The organism is Novosphingobium sp. (assembly GCF_027489515.1).
Classification (GTDB): domain Bacteria; phylum Pseudomonadota; class Alphaproteobacteria; order Sphingomonadales; family Sphingomonadaceae; genus Novosphingobium.
Map to the genome: position 1 here is coordinate 22,424 of NZ_JAIXZS010000114.1, position 18,940 is coordinate 41,363.

General features: G+C 67.5%; 15 protein-coding genes. 4 read left to right on the forward strand and 11 right to left on the reverse strand.

The window, feature by feature from the left end; all coding sequences use genetic code 11:
* Window positions 1-26 precede the first annotated feature (26 nt).
* From Q0082_RS19670 to Q0082_RS19680, 3 genes are all read right to left on the reverse strand, one after another.
* Window positions 27-1,379, reverse strand: a complete 1,353-nt coding sequence (locus Q0082_RS19670) for an FAD-dependent oxidoreductase (protein ID WP_298195301.1) — start codon at window positions 1,377-1,379, stop codon at window positions 27-29.
* 165 nt (window positions 1,380-1,544) lie between these two features.
* Window positions 1,545-3,488, reverse strand: coding sequence for an AAA family ATPase (locus Q0082_RS19675; protein WP_298195302.1), 1,944 nt, complete (start codon window positions 3,486-3,488; stop codon window positions 1,545-1,547).
* A 279-nt stretch (window positions 3,489-3,767) separates the two neighbouring features.
* Window positions 3,768-4,253, reverse strand: coding sequence for an Lrp/AsnC family transcriptional regulator (locus tag Q0082_RS19680; protein WP_298195303.1), 486 nt, complete (start codon window positions 4,251-4,253; stop codon window positions 3,768-3,770).
* An 83-nt stretch (window positions 4,254-4,336) separates the two neighbouring features.
* On the opposite strand from Q0082_RS19680, the gene putA reads away from it, so the two are divergent.
* The gene (gene putA, locus Q0082_RS19685; protein WP_298195315.1) at window positions 4,337-7,945 is read left to right on the forward strand and encodes a bifunctional proline dehydrogenase/L-glutamate gamma-semialdehyde dehydrogenase PutA; all 3,609 of its coding nucleotides are present in this window, start codon (window positions 4,337-4,339) and stop codon (window positions 7,943-7,945) included.
* A 79-nt stretch (window positions 7,946-8,024) separates the two neighbouring features.
* A complete protein-coding gene (gene ada / locus Q0082_RS19690; RefSeq protein WP_298195304.1) occupies window positions 8,025-9,137 on the forward strand; it encodes a bifunctional DNA-binding transcriptional regulator/O6-methylguanine-DNA methyltransferase Ada in 1,113 nt (370 codons plus the stop codon).
* Window positions 9,138-9,141: 4 nt separating this feature from the next.
* On the opposite strand, the gene Q0082_RS19695 is transcribed toward ada, so the two are convergent.
* Genes Q0082_RS19695 through Q0082_RS19705 form a run of 3 tightly spaced genes read right to left on the reverse strand, consistent with a single transcriptional unit; the run spans window position 9,142 to window position 12,867 of the window.
* Window positions 9,142-9,630, reverse strand: a complete 489-nt coding sequence (locus Q0082_RS19695; RefSeq protein ID WP_298195305.1) for a low molecular weight protein-tyrosine-phosphatase — start codon at window positions 9,628-9,630, stop codon at window positions 9,142-9,144.
* Between the two features lie 29 nt (window positions 9,631-9,659).
* Window positions 9,660-10,676 carry an ACP S-malonyltransferase gene (locus Q0082_RS19700; RefSeq protein ID WP_298195306.1) on the reverse strand — a complete coding sequence of 339 codons (1,017 nt, stop codon included), beginning with the start codon at window positions 10,674-10,676 and terminating at the stop codon, window positions 9,660-9,662.
* Window positions 10,669-12,867: an alpha-ketoacid dehydrogenase subunit alpha/beta gene (locus Q0082_RS19705; RefSeq protein WP_298195307.1), complete on the reverse strand. Its 2,199-nt coding sequence runs from the start codon at window positions 12,865-12,867 to the stop codon at window positions 10,669-10,671. Before Q0082_RS19705 ends, Q0082_RS19700 begins: the two co-directional genes overlap by 8 nt.
* A 147-nt stretch (window positions 12,868-13,014) precedes the next feature.
* Between Q0082_RS19705 and Q0082_RS19710 the strand changes: the two genes are divergently transcribed.
* Complete coding sequence (locus Q0082_RS19710; RefSeq protein WP_298195308.1) at window positions 13,015-14,145, forward strand: diguanylate cyclase; 1,131 nt, start codon at window positions 13,015-13,017, stop codon at window positions 14,143-14,145.
* 4 nt (window positions 14,146-14,149) lie between these two features.
* Here the strand turns inward: Q0082_RS19710 and Q0082_RS19715 are convergent, their stop codons facing one another.
* The 5 genes from Q0082_RS19715 to wrbA all read right to left on the reverse strand — a co-directional run bounded on the left by Q0082_RS19715 (window position 14,150) and on the right by wrbA (window position 18,088).
* Window positions 14,150-15,280: a glycerophosphodiester phosphodiesterase family protein gene (locus tag Q0082_RS19715; RefSeq protein ID WP_298195309.1), complete on the reverse strand. Its 1,131-nt coding sequence runs from the start codon at window positions 15,278-15,280 to the stop codon at window positions 14,150-14,152.
* Between the two features lie 55 nt (window positions 15,281-15,335).
* Window positions 15,336-16,253, reverse strand: coding sequence for a carbon-nitrogen hydrolase family protein (locus Q0082_RS19720; RefSeq protein ID WP_298195310.1), 918 nt, complete (start codon window positions 16,251-16,253; stop codon window positions 15,336-15,338).
* Between the two features lie 91 nt (window positions 16,254-16,344).
* The gene (locus tag Q0082_RS19725; protein WP_298195311.1) at window positions 16,345-16,932 is read right to left on the reverse strand and encodes a GNAT family N-acetyltransferase; all 588 of its coding nucleotides are present in this window, start codon (window positions 16,930-16,932) and stop codon (window positions 16,345-16,347) included.
* Window positions 16,929-17,339 carry a ketosteroid isomerase-related protein gene (locus tag Q0082_RS19730; RefSeq protein ID WP_298195312.1) on the reverse strand — a complete coding sequence of 137 codons (411 nt, stop codon included), beginning with the start codon at window positions 17,337-17,339 and terminating at the stop codon, window positions 16,929-16,931. Before Q0082_RS19730 ends, Q0082_RS19725 begins: the two co-directional genes overlap by 4 nt.
* Before the next feature lie 149 nt (window positions 17,340-17,488).
* Window positions 17,489-18,088 carry an NAD(P)H:quinone oxidoreductase gene (gene wrbA / locus Q0082_RS19735; protein WP_298195313.1) on the reverse strand — a complete coding sequence of 200 codons (600 nt, stop codon included), beginning with the start codon at window positions 18,086-18,088 and terminating at the stop codon, window positions 17,489-17,491.
* A gap of 304 nt (window positions 18,089-18,392) precedes the next feature.
* Between wrbA and Q0082_RS19740 the strand changes: the two genes are divergently transcribed.
* Window positions 18,393-18,940 (forward strand): phosphoribosylaminoimidazolesuccinocarboxamide synthase (locus Q0082_RS19740; RefSeq protein ID WP_298195314.1); only part of this gene is annotated, 548 nt, incomplete at its 3' end.

An 18,940-nucleotide genomic window follows, 5' to 3' on the forward strand; every position in this document is an offset into this window, starting at 1 on the left:
GCTCGCTTTAGATTTAGGATTCATCCCTAGATTCCAAGGCGATCGCGCATCCCATAGTACCACGCACCCACCACGCAGTAAGGCACGCGAAACAGCTTTCCGCCCACGAACGGGATGTATGGCAGCGAGGCGAACACGTCGAATTTGGTCATCTGCCCATCGATTGCCTCGGCGAGACGCCGCCCCAGCATCTGCGTCGTCGTCACCCCGTGCCCGCTGTCGCCCTGCGAGAAATAGACGCTGTCCGAAACGCGCCCCATCTGCGGATAGCGCGTCATCGTCAGCGCGAAATTGCCGCTCCACTGGAAGTCGACCTTCACGCCCTTCAGCTGCGGGAAGGTCTGGTGGAGCTGCGGCAGGATCTTGCCCTCGATCGAGGCCGGATCGAACCCGCCATAGATCGTGCCGCCGCCATAGAGCAGCCGGCCATCGGCGGTGCGCCGGTAGTAGTCCGGGATATAGCGGATATCTTCGATGCAATAATTGGTCGGAAACAGCGTTTCGAGCAGGTCATCGCCCAGCACCTCGGTCGCGATGACCTGGCTCGAAACCGGCAGCACGCGCCCCGAAAGATCGGGCGCCGCATCGCCGAGATAGGCATTGCCGCAGACCAGCACCTTGTTCGCGCGCACCTTGCCCTTGGCGGTGTGCACCACCGGCTCCGCACCGCGATCGACATGCGTCACGCGCGAGTACTCGAAGATCCGCCCACCAAGGCTCTCGAACGCTGCCGCCTCGCCCAGCACGTAGTTCAGCGAATGCATGTGCCCGCCGATGGGATCGAACATGCCGCCGATATAGCGGTCCGAATTGATGTGCTCGCGCGCCGCTGCGCCCTCGGCGAGGAACATCTGGGTGTGGCCGTGGCGGTGCCATTCCTCGGTGCGCTCCGCAAGTGTCTTCAGCTGCGGCTTGCTCATCGCCATAATCGCATTGCCTGCGCGCAGATCGCACGCGATGCCATACTTCGCCACGCGCTCGCGGATGATGCCCTGGCCTTCGAGCGCCATCGCGCCGAACGCCTTCTCGGCTTCCGCGCCATAGTGCTGGCGCACTTCGAGCATGCGGCGGCTGTAGCCATTGACGAGCTGCCCGCCATTGCGCCCCGAAGCGCCCCAACCCACGCGCTCGCCCTCGACCACGATCACCTTGTACCCGCGCTCGGCGAGTTCCAGCGCCGCACCCATGCCGGTGAAGCCTGCACCCACCACGCAGATGTCGGCGCGCTCCTCACCCAGCAGCTCCGGCCGCCGCGGCGTGGGGTTCGCGCTCGCCGCATAATACGTCGGCATGCCGGCGTAGGGCGACGCGGGCGAAAACGTGTCGATCACGCGGTCCGAATTCGGGGCGGAAGCGGGGGCAGTGGTGGTGGCGTTCATGGCAAAGTGCTCGCAAAAGTACTCTTGCCGCCTAAATTCCTGCACCCTCAATGTCAACAATAATGTGATCACATTTTGGCAAGTATTGGCGCTGATGACCCACAAGACGCACCATATGCGGCCGATTTGTGATCATCTTATGCGCGCGAAAGGAAGGACCGGGTCCTAGAACCCGATCCTCCCTCCGGTCTCCGGTTTCGCTGCAACCTCTTCGCGCAGCCGCGCAAGGATCTCCCCCGCATCGGCCTTGTCGGCAAAGCGCAGCTGCCGCTTGACCACGGCCATGTCGCCCGGCGTCAATCCGCGCACGGCGGCAAGCCCCAGCGGCGGCGCCATGCCGAAGAAGCGCGTGAACGCCCGCCCTGCCCGCACCGGCGAAAGTGCGCGCAGTTCCAGCTTGAACACGAACCGCCGCATGGTCGCCGGATCGAGCTTGCCGACATGGTTGGTCGCGGCCACCACCGGCAGCGGATGCCGGTCAAGCCAGGTGAGCAGTTCGTTGACCTGGCTCACTTCCCAGCTCGCCCGCGCCGTGGTGCGGTCGAACAGCAGCGAATCCACCTCGTCGAACAGCAGCACCCCGCCGCGCGCCCGCGCCTCGGCAAAGGCCTCGGCAATCAGCCGCTCGGTATCGCCCACCCACTTGGAGAGCAGGTCGGAGGCACGCTTCACCAGCAGCGGCCGGTCGAGCCGCTGGGCGAGGGTGTGCGCGAGCGCGGTCTTGCCCGTGCCCGGCACCCCCGTCAGCAGCAGCGAAACGTCGGCATGCGCGCTTCCCGCCACCGCCTCGAACAACGGCTGCAGCGGGCGATCGGTCTCGAACAAGTCGAAATCGATCGTGCCATCGTGTCCCGGCGGCAGGTCGCTCGTCCCGCGCAGCGCCTTGACCAGCGACTGCGCGGCCCGCAGACCGCCATCCGCCTCGCCCGCAAGCCGCCCGCCCCGCGCCGCCACGCGCAAGACAGACGCCGCCTCGGGCGCGGCATCGACCAGCCCCGCCCAGCCTGCGCCCACCGCCACGCGCTCTTCCGCCGCGACATGCTCCAGCATGCGCAGCGCCGTCGCGCGCGAGGGATGGCCAAGCTTCAGCACGAAGCTCGTCCGCCGAAGGATCGCGGGATCGACGTTGCGGATCGCATTGGTCGTCCAGATCACCGGCACCGGGTTGGTCTCGAGCATCCGGTTGACGAAGACCTTGCTGCCCTGCCGCCCGCGCATGAAGTCGGCGCCCGTCGGCGCCGCGTCGCCGATCAGGTCCTCCATTTCGTCGAACAGCAGCGCCGCATCGCCGCGCCCCGCCAGCAGCCGCTGTCCCATCTGGAACGCGGCGAGCCGGTCCGCCCGGTCGGGCTCGCGCCCGTCGTCGTCGGCCTCGCCCGCGCTGTGCAGCATGAGGCCCGCCGCCTCCGCCAGCGCACGCGCGAACTCGGTCTTGCCCGTGCCCGGCGGCCCGTGGATCAGCACGTTGATGCCTGCCGCGCGCTCGGCCCTGGTGCCCTCCAGCAGCCGCCGCAGGAAATCGGCCTCCGCCACGTGGGCAAAGGCCTCCAGCGGCAGCGCCCCGGTCTGGCGGGGGCCGACAAGCTGCGCGATGATCCCGTCCTCGCTCTCCGGCATGCGGTCGAGCAAGTTGTCGAGCGCCCAGCGCGTTTCCAGCTCGATCTGGCCGCGCCAGTCCGCGCGGAACACGGCCAGCCCCATGCGGAACAGCGGGTTCAGCCGCACGCGCCGCTCGGCATCCTGCCGGTCGGCCCCGGCGATTTCGCCGATCATCGCCGGCAGGCTGTCGCCCTGTCCGCGCAGGATATCGCCAAGGTCGCGCACCATACGCACCCGGTCCATCGCGAAGACCACCGTCACAATCCCCGCGTCGACGGGATCGAGCCGCAGCAAGGCCGCAACCTCACCCGCCAGCCGCACCGCGCCGGACGGCTCGTGCGGGTGCACGGCCTTGCCGGCGGCCGCCCGCTTCAGCGCCGTCCAGTTGAGCTTCTTCGCCGCCGCCGGGCGCAGGCCCAGCAGATCGCCCGCATGGTTGCGGCCAAACTCCAGCAGCGACTTGCCCGGCGGAGAAGCCGCCGTCACGCCCTGCATGGCCCGGAGAAGCATCCTCCGGCCAATCGTTATCTCGTCCATAAAGTCTCGCTTCGCGCCCCGGACGCAAGCGTGCGCACGGGGACGTTCCCAGTGTTTCAGTTCGAAGTGGGATTGCCGCGCACGGGCCGTCTGGCCCTGCCGCGGCGCGCGAAAGCGCGTTAGGCGAAGGGCTGGAAGGACCGGGGCGCAGCGCCCACTTGGTTTCTCATTTCCAGCAATGCACGTCTCCTTCGGTCGCGCGATTCGCCGACCGGTGGGCGCCGATAGGCCCATCCGGTTGCAATTGCAACTTCAATCATGCGACTCGCGCACCGTCTCCATCGCGACGAACGTGGAGGTACTCGCCACATGCGGCAGGCTTGAGATCTTCTCCCCCAGCACTTCGCGGTAGCGGCGGATATCAGCGGTGCGCACCTTCAGCAGATAATCGAAGCTCGATGCGATCATATGGCATTCCTCGATCTCGGGAATGCGCAGCACCGCCGCGGCGAAGGCCGCCAGCGCCGCCTCGCGCGTGTCTGAAAGCTTCACCTCGGTGAAGGCGACATGGTCCATCCCCAGCTTGCGCGGATCGAGGATCGCGCGAAAGCCGCGGATATAGCCCTCCGCGATCAGCCGCTTGAGCCGCGCCTGCGTCGGCGATTTGGAAAGCCCGATGCGCTGCGCCAGTTCGGTGATCGGCAGCCGGCCATCCACCGCCAGAATCTCGAGCATGGCACGGTCGAAGCGGTCCAACGGCCCGCCATTTGTGCTATCCGTATCCATATCGACTGCCATATGAGTAAACTTAAGGCGATATGGACATCTGGACAACCCAAATCGGGCAAAAGGCCTGACAGGAATCGCGTATCATGCGCCGCATGAACCAGCTGCCCGCCTTCGCCCCCCGCCTCGCGCCCGAAACCCCGCTGCGCCGCGCGATCACCGCCGCCACGCGCATCACGGAGCCAGAAGCCGTGCGCCCCCTGCTCGCGGCTGCCACACTCCCCGAGGGCGACCGGCAGGCCATAGCCAGCACCGCGCGCGGCCTGATCGAGGCACTGCGCGCCAAGGCCCGGCCCGGCGGCGTGCAGGCGCTCGTGCAGGAATTCGCGCTCTCCAGCCACGAAGGCGTCGCGCTCATGTGCCTCGCCGAAGCGCTCCTGCGCATCCCCGACGATGCCACGCGCGATGCACTGATCCGCGACAAGCTGGCCACCGGCAACTGGGCCGCGCACCTCGGCGGCGACAAGCCGCTGTTCGTCAACGCCGCCACCTGGGGCCTCGTCATCACCGGCCGCCTCACCGCCAGCGTCGACGCCGCCGGGCTCGGCCACGCGCTCACCCGCATGGTCCACCGCCTTGGCGAACCCGTCATCCGCCGCGGTGTCGATGTCGCCATGCGCATGATGGGCGAACAGTTCGTGATGGGCGAAACGATCGAGGAAGCGCTCACCCGCGCCCGCCGCCGCGAAGCGCAAGGCTTCGCCTTCAGCTACGACATGCTAGGCGAAGCCGCCGCCACCGCTGCCGATGCCGCGCGCTATCTCGAAGCCTACACTGCCGCCATCCATGCCATCGGTCAGGCCAGCGCGGGCCGCGGCGTGTTCGCCGGCCCCGGCATCTCGATCAAGCTCTCCGCGCTCCACCCGCGCTACTCGCGCGCGCAGGCACACCGCGTCATGGCCGAGCTCGCCCCGCGCGTCCTCATGCTGGCGAAGCTCGCGAAGTCCTACGACATCGGCTTCAACATCGACGCCGAGGAAACCGACCGCCTCGAACTCTCGCTCGATCTGCTCGAAGGCCTCGCCCATGCCCCCAGCCTCGCGGGCTGGCAAGGCCTCGGCTTCGTCATCCAGGCCTACCAGAAGCGCTGCCCGATGGTGATCGACTGGATCGTCGATCTCGCCCGCCGCGCGGGCCGCCGGATCATGGTCCGCCTCGTCAAAGGGGCCTATTGGGATGCCGAAATCAAGCGCGCGCAGGAAGCCGGCCTCGCCGATTTCCCCGTCTACACCCGCAAGGTCCACACCGATCTCGCCTACGTGGCCTGCGCGCAAAAGCTGCTCGCCGCGCGCGATGCCGTGTTCCCGCAGTTCGCCACGCACAACGCGCAGACCCTCGCCAGCGTACTTCATCTCGCCGGCCCGGACTTCACCCCCGGCGACTACGAGTTCCAGTGCCTCCACGGCATGGGCGAGCCGCTCTACGAAGAAGTCGTCGGCCCCGAAAAGCTCGCCCGCCCGTGCCGCGTCTACGCCCCCGTCGGCACGCACGAGACCTTGCTCGCCTATCTCGTTCGCCGCCTGCTCGAAAACGGCGCGAACTCCTCCTTCGTCAACCGCATCGCCGATCCCGATGTGCCCGTCGAAGCCCTCATCGAAGACCCCGCCGCCGTCGTCGCCGCCGAACCGCAGCCCGGCGCGCCGCACCCCGCCATCGCGCTCCCGCAGGCCCTTTTCGCCGACCGCCAGAACGCCAAGGGCCTCGATCTCGCTGACGAACCCACCCTCGCCGCGCTCGCAGATGCCCTCGCCCACAGCGCCGTGCAGCACCACCGCGCCGGCAATGCCGCCCGCCCCGCGCAAGCCGTGGTGAACCCGGCCGACCACCACGACACCGTCGGCCACGTCCACCCCGCCACCCCCGAAGACACCGCCCGCGCTGCAGGTGCAGCCGCCGCCTCGAACTGGGCCGCTACCCCCGCCACCACCCGCGCCGCCATGCTCGAAGGCGCCGCCGATGCGATGGAAGCCGCGCGCGTCCCCCTGATCACGCTCCTTATCCGCGAGGCCGGAAAGAGCGCTGCCAATGCGCTGGCCGAAGTGCGCGAAGCGGTCGATTTCCTGCGCTACTATGCCATGCAGGCTCGCAGCCTCACCGGCGGCGCCCCGCTCGGCCCGGTGGTCTGCATCAGCCCGTGGAACTTCCCGCTCGCCATCTTCACCGGCCAGATCGCCGCCGCGCTTGCCGCAGGCAATCCGGTGCTCGCCAAGCCCGCGCCCGAAACCCCGCTCGTCGCGGCTGAGGCCGTCCGCATGCTTCACGCCGCCGGCATTCCGTCTGACGCGCTCCATTTCCTCCCCGGCGGCGGAGAAATCGGCGCTGCGCTTGTCGCCGCACCTGAAACGCAAGGCGTCGTCTTCACCGGCTCCACCGTGACCGCCCGCGCGATCCAGCAGTCGCTTGCCGGTCGCCTCACGGCTGGCGGCGCCCCCATCCCGTTCATCGCCGAAACCGGCGGGCTCAACGCAATGGTGGTCGATAGCTCCGCGCTTGCCGAACAGGTCGTGGCCGATGTCCTCGCCTCCGCCTTCGACAGCGCGGGCCAGCGCTGCTCCGCGCTGCGCCTGCTCTGCCTGCAGGAAGACATTGCCGATCGCACCCTCACTATGCTGAAGGCCGCCATTGCCGAACTCGCCGTGGGCAATCCTGCTGCCCTCGCCACCGATGTCGGCCCGGTCATCTCCGACCGCGCTCGCACCGGAATTGCCGCGCATGTCAGCGCCATGCGCAAGGACGGCTTCCCGGTAATCGAAATGCCGCTGGGCGAAGATGGCGCAAACGGCACCTTCATCGCCCCCACACTGATCGAGCTTACCTCACTACACGATCTCAAGGCAGAAGTCTTCGGCCCCGTCCTCCATGTTGTCCGCTTCCGCGCCGAGGACATGGACAGCCTTCTCGAAGGCATCAACGCCTCGGGCTACGGCCTCACCTTCGGCCTCCACACCCGCATCGACCAGACCGTCGAGCGCGTGACCAGCCGCATCCACGCCGGCAATCTCTACGTGAACCGCAACATGATCGGCGCAGTCGTCGGCGTGCAGCCTTTCGGCGGGCGCGGCCTTTCCGGCACCGGCCCCAAGGCCGGCGGCCCGCTCTATCTCACCCGCTTTGCCCCCGGTGCCATGCCCACCCTGCCGCCCAGCACGGCAAGGCCCGATCCCGCCATCGCCCCCTTCGTCCAATGGGCGGAAGGTCAGGGCCTCTCTGTCATAGCCCGCGCCACCCGCCATGCCGCCGCCCAGTCGCGCCTCGGGCAGGAGATCGAACTCCCCGGCCCGGTTGGCGAACGCAACACCTGGCGCCTCGCTCCGCGTGGCCGGATCGCCTGCGTGGCGGATAGCGTTGAGGCGCTCTGGCATCAGGTCGCCGCCGTGCTCGCCACCGGCAATAGCGCTGTCATCGCCCCCGGCGGCCCCGTCGCCGCGCGCCCCGCCGATTTTCCCGCCGTGCTCGCCGCCCGCATCGCATGGGCGCGTGAAAGGCTGGAGCGCATCCCCGATCTAGCCGCCGCGCTGCTCGCAGGCGATCCCGCCCGGATTGCCGAAGCCACTCGCCAGCTTGCGCGGCGCGAAGGCGCGATCGTCACGCCGCACACCGCGATCGCAGACGGCTACCCGCTCCACCTGCTGCTCGAGGAAGTGACCCTCTCGGTCAACACCACCGCGGCGGGCGGCAACGCCAGCCTCATGGCGCTCGCCTAGCCCAATTGCACCGCAAGCTCCGGAGCGCGGCGCGGCGCTCCGGCAATTAATGCCCTCCTGAGCAAGCAGGAGCACCCCCATGGCAATCCCCGCCCCCACACGCTACGCCCACGCCGTGACAAGCCCCGAAACCCTCGATGAAGCCCGTTGGCAGCAGGTCACCGCGCGCGATAAGGCGGCGGACGGCCAGTTCGTCTATGCCGTAAGGACTACCGGCATCTATTGCCGCCCCTCCTGCTCCTCGCGCCTCGCCAAGCGCGCGAACGTCAGCTTCTTCGCCGCCCCGGCCGAGGCTGAAGCCGCCGGTTTCCGGGCCTGCCGCCGCTGCCATCCCGCCGCCATGCGCGAGCCCGCCGCCTCGCTGATGGAGGCGATGGCCGCCTATATCACCGCCCACGCCGGGGAGAGCCTGCCGCTCGTCCGTCTCGCCGATCAGGCGGGCATGAGCCCCAGCCACTTCCAGCGCGCGTTCAAGGCCGCGCTCGGCGTCTCCCCGCGCGAGTACCAGGCCGCGCAGCGCCTCGTCCGGTTCAAGCAGGGTCTGCGCGAGGGGTCCAGCGTGCTCGAAGCGGGCCTCGACGCCGGCTTCGGCTCGACCAGCCGCCTCTATGACATGGTCGACGGCAGCCTCGGCATGACCCCGAGCGCCTACCGCGCGGGCGGTGAGGGCGAACATATCGTCCATGCCACGCGCGAGACCGCGCTAGGCCCGCTGATGATGGCCGCCACCAAGCGCGGCGTCTGCTTTGTCCAGTTCGGGGAGAGCGCCGAGGCCCTGCTTGAACAGCTGGCGCGCGAGTTTCCGAAAGCCGCACTGCTGACTGCCGCGCTGGCATCCGCAGCCCCGCTCGATGCGTGGATGGCCGCGCTTGCCGCCCATCTGGAACGCGCGGCCCCGCGCCCCGATCTCCCGCTCGACATGCGCGGGACCGCCTTCCAGATCAGCGTCTGGCGTTTCTTGATGTCGGTGACGCCCGGCGATGTCGTCAGCTATTCCGAGGTCGCGACCGCCACCGGCAAGCCGCGCGCGGTGCGCGCAGCCGCCAGCGCCTGCGCGGCCAACCGCATCGCGCTGCTCATCCCCTGCCACCGCGCCCTGCGCGCGGATGGCAGCCTCGGCGGCTATCGCTGGGGGCTGGAGCGCAAGCGCGCCCTGCTCGATGCCGAACGGCGCCACCGGGCGGCAGGCTAGCTAGCTACCCGCCCAGCCGCGCCACGATATGCCGTGCCGCCTCCCGCACGTCGGCCCAGGTCTGCGCGAAATCCTCGGCGGTGCCGCCATAGGGATCAATCACTGCACTGCCCTCGCGCCCGGGCACGATGTCCATCAACAGGCCCAGCCGCGCGGTGTGCCCGGCCATCGGTCGCCCCATGAACCCCTTCGGTTCGATCCGCCTGAGGTCGCGCAAGTTCTGCTGATCGAGCGCGAAGATCTGACCGAAGCGTTGGAAGTCCTGCCGGCGTACCTGGCGCGCGCGGTAGCCGGAGATATCGATCCCGTGGCGCGCTGCCTCGGCAATTGCGCGGGGATCGGGTGGTTCGCCCGCATGCCACCCGCCGGTCCCTGCCGAATCAATCGTCACCGCTATGCCCGCCGCGACCGCTTCGGCCCTCAGCGCGGCCTCGGCCAGCGGCGAACGGCAGATATTGCCCAGACACACGAACAGAACGGACGGCTGGCTCACGTCTGATGGCTCACGCGGCGACCCCATGGTCAGATGGCAACGAGCCGTCGCTGGGCTTCCCGGCCCATCGCGACGAGAAACGGATCCTCTTCCTGCCTAAGTGAAAACACGTATTTGCTCGCAATGTCCAGCCAGCGATGTGCAACAATCACTTGCCCGATGGCGCCGCCCAGCGTTTCGCCCGGCCCCAGCAGCACCACGCGGTCGGGCGCGAACTCCCTGAGTGCCACGGTCATCGCCGCGGTGAAGTCGTAAGCCTCCAGGATCTGGTGCCCGAAGGTATAGTCCCACAGCTCCGCCGGATCGGTCTCGAAATGCCGCCAGACCTTGCCGCGCCCGTCGATCAGCGGCACCTGCGGCGCGCCGAACCACGCCGCCGGAAGGCTCGCCCGCGCCGCATCTGCGCTGGCCTTCATCAATGCGGTGTGAAACGGCCCATGTCCCGGCAGCCGCAGCGGCGGGCGCGGCAGCGGCGGCAGCGCGGCATTCAGCGCATCGAGCGCGGCTTCCGGCCCTGCCACAACCAGCATCCCGCCGAGCCGAATCGAGGGCAGCACGCCGACTTGCGCACAGGCCGCCTCCACGCCGCGCGCCGTCTCGGGATGGACGCGCCAGTCCTCGCCCGCCATCACGATCACCGCCTGCCCGCCGGCGGCATGCTTCTGCGAATTGATCCCCATTGCATCGGCAATGGCAAAGCCATGCTCGCCCGAAACCGCTCCCGCGCAAGCAAGCGCGGTGTACCAGCCCATCGAATTGCCGGTGACGGCCACGACCTCAAAACGCTCGCGGTCCAGCTTCAGAAAATCCAGAAAGGCGCAGGCATGGATCAGCGGCGCCGCCACATCCCCGCGCGGATGGAGTTTGGGGTCGAACTTCTTCGCCCCATCCAGCTCGCTCAGCGTCGGCTTGCCCGCCGCGCCCCGCACCCCGTCGAAATGGGCCAGCCACGGCGATCCCGCATGATGCCGCGCCAGATAGCCCAGCTCCGGCGCGTTATACGTCCCCCGCCCCGGGCACACGACGACGACAGTTTCCTTAGCCACGCACCATCTCCAGCGCCTTGGCGACAATCCCGTCGCGGCTCGGCAAGGTATGCGTCGCCGCGCGGGCCAGCGGGATGAAGCTGTCCGTCGCGGCCAGCACGCCCAAGGCCTTGTCCGGCGCCTTCAAGGCCATCAGCGCCAGCAGCGCCTCACTCTGCGAACCCGTCTCGCGGCACTCGTCCACCACCAGCACCCGCCCGCATGGTGCCACCGCCTCCAACAGCGCTTCTTCCGCCAGCGGCGCGATCCAGCGCAAGTCGATCACCCGCGCCGAAACACCCTGCTCCGCCAGCAGCTTCTGCGCCTGCAGCGAGAGGTAGACGCCGTTGCCATATGTCACGATAGCCAGATCGCGGCCGTCCCCATGCACCCCGATCTCGCCCACGCGGATCTGGCTGACACCCGGCGCTTCATAGACAGACGTCCACAGCCCATCTCCTTCGGAATGGAGATCGCGCGTCATATAGAGCGCAATCGGCTCGACGAAGATCACCACACGGCTCTCCTCGTGCGCCAGCCGCACGCATTCGCGCAGCATCAGCACCGCCTCGCGGCCAGAGCTTGGCACCGCGATCACCAGCCCCGGAATATCGCGGAACACCGCAAGGCTGTTGTCATTGTGGAAGTGCCCGCCAAAGCCCTTCTGATAAGGCAGCCCGGCAATCCGCACGACCATCGGGTTGGTGTATTGCCCGTTGGAAAAGAACGAGAGCGTCGCCGCCTCGCCGCGGATCTGGTCCTCGGCATTGTGCACATAGGCCAGGAACTGGATCTCCGGCATCGGCAGCAGCCCGTTGTGCGCCGCCCCGATCGCCAGCCCCAGAATCGCCTGCTCATCCAGCAAGGTATTGATCACGCGCGCTGAACCGAACCGCGCATGCAGCCGCGCCGTCGCATTATAGACGCCGCCCTTCGGCCCCACGTCCTCGCCGCAGACGATCACGTTGGGATACTGCAGCAGCAGGTCAGCCATGCCCCATGAAATCAGCCGCGCCATATGCTGCGGCTTTTCCATCACCGCCGCTTCATCGGCAAAGATTGCCGCGCGCGCCTCGGCGCTTGCCAGTGGTCGCTCCACCCCGATGCGCTTGGGCGGGACGATGCTCGCCATCACCGCCGCCGCATCAGGCAGCTTGGGCCGCTGGATCGCCAGCTCCACCTGCCGCAGCAATTGCGCCTCGATGGCGTCGTACGCCGCGCGCACATCGGCGGCGTTCATCACGCCTTCCTCGATCAGCAAGGCCGCGCTCGCGAGCAGAGGATCGCGCGCATTGTCCGCGGCAATGTCCTCCTTGCTGAGATAGACCTGCTGCACATCGTTCCCGGCATGGCCATAGAGCCGCACCGTCTTCATGTGCAGGAACACCGGCTTGCGGTAGCGCCGCGCGTAGTCGACCGCCTCGCTTGCCCCGCGCCACGCGTCCGCCAGATCGCAGCCGTCGCACTGGATATAGTGCAGCCCCGCCCGGCCCGACCAGTTCGCCTCGACCCACCCCTTGGGCGTTTTCGTCGAGATGCCGATCCCGTTGTCTTCGCACAGGAACACGATAGGCATCGGCGTGCCCTGAAACGCCGCCCAGGCAGCCGTGTTGAGCGCGCCCACTGCTGTCGAATGGTTGGCCGAGGCATCGCCGAACGAGCACAGCACCACGCCGTCCTTCGCCAGCGTCGTTTCCTCAAGCCCCATCCGCCGCGCGATCCCGATGGAGAACGCCGCGCCCACCGCCTTGGGCAGATGGCTCGCAATCGTCGAGGTCTGCGGCGGAATTGCCAACCGCTTCGAGCCCAGCACCTTGTGCCGCCCGCCCGAAATCGGGTCCTCCGCGCTGGCAGTGAAGGAAAGCAGCATGTCCCACATCGGGTTCTCGCCCGGCACGCGGTTCGCGCGGTGGATCTGGAACGCGGCATCGCGGTAATGCAGGAACGCGATGTCATCCACGCGCAGCGCCTCGGCCAGCGCAGCATTGCCCTCATGCCCCGATGAACCGATGGTATAGAACCCCTCGCCCCGCGCTTGCAGTTTGCGGCTCAGCCGGTCGAGCTGCCGGCTCACCATCTGGCTATGCAGGATCGCCGCCGCGCGCTTCGGATCAAGGCCGACAGCCGCGAGCCCCAGATTGCTGCGGCGCTGCAAGGTGCCCGCCTCCAGCGCGGCGACAAACTGCTCGTGAACCTGCTGTGCGGCGTCCATCAGCGCGGACCGGTTTCATATGCGATCATCCCGCCAGCCCTAGCCAATGCCGCACAAGCCGTCACCCCGTTGCAGACAGGTGCCAGCCCGTTTCGACGAAAAACATCGTTAACGCGGACTTTACGCCCGATCCGGTAAATCTCTGTGATGACCGGAATCCTGACCCGCCTGCGCGCACGGCTCATGCCGCCGATTCCCGAAGCGATCCGGGATGATTTCACCATGCTGCGCGCCCAGCGGGTCGAAACGCAGACCCCGCTGATGTACCTCATGCTGCTGGCCACCACGCCAACCGCAGCCTGGGTCGGCGCGGCGCAAGTGCACTGGGGGGTGCGCTATGGCGTGCCAGCGCTGCTCGCGGTGCTGTGCATTCTTGGCATGCTGGAAAACTGGCAGAGCCGCAAACGGCGGATGAGCCTGCGCCGTGCGCGCATCCTCGTCGCCAAGACCAACCATGTCTCCGGCTGGGTCGGCATGATGTGCAGCGCGTGGTGCGTGGTCAACTGGCTGGCCTCCCCGCCTGAAAACCACGCCAACTTCGCGATGATCCTCACCATGGGATCGCTCGCCACGGCCTATTGCCTCTCCTCGATCCGCGGCGCGGCGATTCTCAACCTCGCAGTCGGGGTGGTGCCGATCACCGCGCTGATGCTCTCGTCCGGCCGGGTGGGAGAAATGGCAGCGGCCACCAGCCTCGTCCTTGCCACTGCGATCCTCATCCGCTTCATCCTGCAAGGCCACGCCATGCTGGTCGATCTGCTGCAACTCCAGGCGCAGACCCGCGATCTTGCCCATACCGATCCGCTCACCGGCCTTGCCAACCGCCGTGCGCTTGATGATCAGATCGCTCACCTCACACGCAACGCGGCCACCCCGCGCCCGTTCCGGCTCGCGCTGCTTGATCTCGATTCCTTCAAGCCGGTCAACGACCGCTACGGCCATGCCTTCGGCGACAAGCTGCTCTGCTCGGTCGCCGCGCGCCTTGCCGAAGCCGTCGGCAGTCGCGGTCTGGTGGTGCGCCAGGGCGGCGACGAATTCGCGGTGCTGATTCCCCCGCACTCGCCGCTGATCACCGCGCCGCTCGCAGACCAGCTCCTCATCGCGCTGGTGCGCCCGCACATGATCGACGGCCTGCCCATCACCGTCGGCGCCAGCGTCGGCGTCGCCCTATGGCCGGACGACGGCGCCACGACCGATGCGCTGTTCGATTTTGCCGACAAGGCGCTCTATCAGGCGAAAACGTCCCCGCGCGTGCCGGTGCCGGCACAAGCGGCCTGAACCCTCACTTCAGCGGATCGGCATTCCCGCCATCTACCGCGACCCGCGCGACGAACGGATCGTCGGTGAACAGCCCGTCGATCCCGGCGACCAGGAACTTGCGCACGTCGGCCACCATCCCTTGGGGCCAGCGCGCGTCGGGTTCGCCATAGCGGAAGTTATAGGGCAGGAACTTGTTCTCCGGCCGGAAGGTGAACACCGCGATCTTCAGCCCGGCGCGGTGCGCATCGGCCAGCAGCGCGGTGCGCGGGCCAACCTTCTCCTCGGCATCGAGCGTGATCACCTGCCGCAGCGGTGCCCCGATCCACTGCGCATACTTGGCCACATCGGCGAGGCCTTTGGGCGTCACCATGTCCGCGAAAGTCAGCTTGCCCTTGGCCTTCACCACATCCGCCGGCTGCTTCACCTCGCTTGCCGGGATCAGCTGCAGCAGGTCGACATTGCTCAGCCCCGCCAGCTCGGTGTGGAGGCGCTTCAGCGTCGCTGTCTCGAAGCACTGCACGATCAGCGGTGCCTGCCGCAAATAGTCCGAAGCCCTGATTGCCGCGATCAGCTTGCCCGGAACGTCGAAGCCAAGGCCGGCGAAGTACGTGGGATGCTTGATCTCCGGAATCAGGCCGAGCGGCTTGCCACTGGTCGTCCGGCTGCGCTGCGCCAGCGCCACGATCTCGTCGAATGTCGCGATCTCGAGCTTGCCGTCATAGCTCCGGCTTTCGCCGCGCACCGCGCCGAGCCGTTCCTTCGCGCGCAGCGTCTTCAATTCCGCCAGCGTGAAGTCCTCGGTGAACCAGCCTTCCTGGCTCACCCCGTCGATCACCTTCACCGTCTTGCGCGCGGCAAATTCGGGATGGCTCGCGACATCGGTGGTCTCGGCAATGTTGCTCTCGTGCCGCGCCACCAGCACGCCGTCCTTGGTCGGCACCAGATCGGGCTCGATATAGTCGGCCCCGTCCGCAATTGCCTTTTCGTACGCGGCCAGCGTCTCTTCCGGGCGCAGCGCCGATGCGCCGCGATGCGCAAAGATCAGCGTATCGGCAGGCATCCCGGGTGAGGCGGCGGCAGGCGCGGCGGTCATCACAATCCCCACACCCGCGCCGAGAGCCAGCACGGCGCGACGTGGCAGGTTGAAGAACATGGCGAATCTCCCATTGGAAAGACCGCTCCGCTATGACCCGTGCAAGTCAGGTCCGTTACAGCAGCGAAACGATGCGCACCGCCGGCAACGGCCCGGCGCCCGGCTGATCGCGCCAGTCGCGCGCGTTGAGCACGCCGCCATCGGCGCGCAGCTCCGCCACGCGCGCCAGATCGACTTCGCCAAACACCCACGCGCTCTCGCCCTCGGTGCCGATTGCGATCACCCCGTCCTCGGGCATGCCCCGGTCTGGCGGCCCATAGAGCCCTGCCGCGCCCCGGTTCACATCGACCGCCGGCGACCAGTCCGCGATCCCCACCGTCGGCGATTGGACCGCATAGCACTGGCCTTCCAGCGCCCGCGCCTGCGCCCCCAGCCGAACCCGCCAGTAGCCGTGCAGGCTATCCGTGCAGCTCGGCACCAGCAGCACTTCGGCCCCGGCATCGACTACCGCGCGCGCTAGAAGCGGAAACTCGCTGTCATAGCAGATCAGCACCGCGATCCGGCCCAGCGCTGTCTCGAACAGCGCAAGGCCCTCTGCGCCTGCCGAAACGAACCACTGCTCGCGCTCGAAGCGCGTCATCACCAGCTTGTCCTGAACACCCGCCTTGCCGTTGGGCGCAAACAGCCGCGCCGCATTGCGATAGCGCCCGTCCGCATCAAGCCGCGGCAGGCTCGCCGCCAGAATGTGCAGGCCAAACCGCGCCGCAAGCTCGGCATGAAGCGCATCCACGCGCGCGATCAACCCGGCGACGGAGGCGAGCGACCCCGCCAGATCACCCATGGTTTCAGGCTCCAGGCTCGCGAGCTCCATCCCGCCATATTCGGGAAACACCGCCAGCGCCGCGCCGCCTTCCGCCGCTTCGGCCACCCAGCGCGTCAGCTTTGCGGCATAGGCGTCCCAATCGGCCAGCTGCTCGATCGGATATTGCGCGGCGGCAATGGTGTACTTCATCACGGTCATGCTGCTGCTCATGCCCACCCCAAACCTCTCCCGCAAGCGGGAGGCGCTTTCCCTTCTTCCCCCCTCTCGCTTGCGGGAGGGGTCGGGGGTGGGCAGGCGGCACTCACCAGGTTCTCAACCAATACTGCATGGCCTTCAGGCTTTCGCCCTCTTCGCCATGCTCCTTCCACGCCAGCTCCGTCACCAGCCCCGGCACCACGGCATAGCCGCGCTTCGTCCAGAACGCGTCATGCGGCACATAATTGGCTGGCTTCGCCAGATGATCGTCCGGCCGGATCACCGCCGCAAAGCACGCCGCCGTCGCGCCGCACGCCTTGGCCTGCGCCTCGCGGTGATCGAAGAAGGCATGGCCGATCCCATGCCCGCGATACTCGGGCAGCAGCACGCTCTCGCCGAAGTAGAACAGGCGGTCCACATCGAGCCCCCTCGCCGCGAACGGCTCGCGGAACTCCGCTTTCTGGTGGATCATCGGCGCCGCCGTTGCCGCCCCCACGATCCGCGCGCCATCGAACGCCGCGACCAGCACGGCATCCGCCGCCGCCGCATATTCGGCGAGGTACTCAGCCTCGTAAGCCGCATCACCGTCATACAGGTATGGGTACGCCGCAAAGACCGTGATCCGCAGCTGCGCCAGATCCCCCAGCGCCGCCCCGATTTCCGCGCCGGTCAGCGGGCGGACGGCAATGCTCACCCGACCACCTGAGCCGTCCAGTCGGCCAGATTGTAGTACATCGTCAGCCGCGTGATCTTGCCGCCGTCCACCGCGATGAACGCGCCCGCTGGCAGCACATACGTCTGGCCATCGGCCTCGGGCAGCCCCTCGTCGGTCGCGAGATAGGCGCCGTGCACCACGAACTCCGCCGCCGCGCGCGCACCGTCATCGGTCGCCATCAGCACGATGTCCTTGAGCTCTTCCTTGTAGCAGCGCTCCATGTGGCCGAGGAACGCGGCAAACTTGTCCTTGCCCACCACGCGCTCGCCCTGGTTCACGTCGTGCGCAACATCATCCGCAAGGCAATCGAGCATCCCCTGCCAGTCGCCCGCATTGAACGCGGCGTAATAGCGGGTCAGCAGGGCAATGGTGTCAGCACGGCTCATGGGGCGGTCTCCTTTGTTGCGCCCCCTAGCGAAACCGGGGCCCAACCGCCAGACGCCGCCCCATGCAAAATCCGCATGCAAAAGCCCCAAAGCCCTCTCCCCTTGAGGGGAGAGGGGTGGGAGAGGGGAACACAAACCTGTCGGTCAGATCACCCGAACAGCTTCGCCGCCGTCGTCGCCACGCGCTGGCCGAGGTAGCGCGCGCCTTCGAGGTCGGTCTCGCTCGGCTGGCGGCTACCGTCGCCGCCCGCCACCGTGGTCGCACCATACGGCGCACCGCCGACAACCTCGTCATTGCGCATCTGGCCCTGGAAACCGTAGTCGAGCCCGACGATGGTCATGCCGAAGTGCAGCAGGTTGGTGATCACCGAAAACAGCGTGGTTTCCTGCCCGCCGTGCTGCGTGGCGGTCGAAACGAACGCCGCGCCAACCTTGCCGTTCAGCGCACCGCGCGCCCACAGGCCGCCGGCCTGATCGAGGAACGCGGCCATCTGGCTCGAAATGCGGCCAAACCGCGTGCCGGTGCCGACCACGATCGCGTCGTAGTTCTCAAGCTCGGCCACCGTCGCGATGGGCGCTGCCTGATCGAGCTTGAAGTGATGGGCCTGCGCCACCTCCACCGGGACCGTCTCGGGAACGCGCTTCACGTCCACTTCGGCGCCCGCTGCGCGCGCACCTTCGGCGATCGCGTTCGCCATCGTTTCCACGTGGCCATAAGCCGAATGATAGAGAACCAGAACCTTTGCCATCGCACCTTGTCCTTTGCTTGCTTGCGGAAGCCGCCGAATCGCGCCCTTCCGCACTGTGTGAACCGCTTTTAAGACACCGCGATGGTCTGGTTCAGCCGGATAAATTCGTGGCTTATGTTCCAATTTATCGAATGAACAGCCCTTCATGCACCCATTTGCGTGGACGCGCGTTTTGCCCTAAGGGCGCAGCGACGCCCCGGCCCGGCGCCGATATCGCTTCGCCGTGATATCCCGCGCGCGCCGGGGCTTTTGATTTACTGTTTCGGCCTTATCTTTGCCGAACGCGCCAGTGAAAGAATCGCCCATGTCCCGTCGCCGCCAGATCTACGAAGGCAAGGCCAAGATCCTCTACGAAGGTCCCGAGCCCGGCACGATCATCCAGTATTTCAAGGACGACGCGACCGCCTTCAACGCGCAGAAGCGCGGCACGATCAACGGCAAGGGCGTGATCAACAACCGCATCAGCGAGTATGTGTTCACCCGCCTCGCGCATATCGGCATCCCCACGCACTTCATCCGCCGCCTCAACATGCGCGAGCAGCTGGTGCGGCAGGTCGAGATCATCCCGATAGAAGTCGTCGTGCGCAACGTGGCCGCCGGCTCGATCAGCAAGCGCCTCGGCATCGAGGAGGGCGAACCGCTCCCCCACACCCTGATCGAATACTACTACAAGGACGATGCGCTGGGCGATCCGATGGTCGCCGAAGAGCACATCGCCTGCTTCGGCTGGGCCAGCAACGAGGAGATGCAGGACATCTCCAGCATGGCGATCCGCGTGAACGATTTCCTCGTCGGCCTCTTTGCTGCGATCAACATCCGCCTCGTCGATTTCAAGCTCGAGTTCGGCCGCAT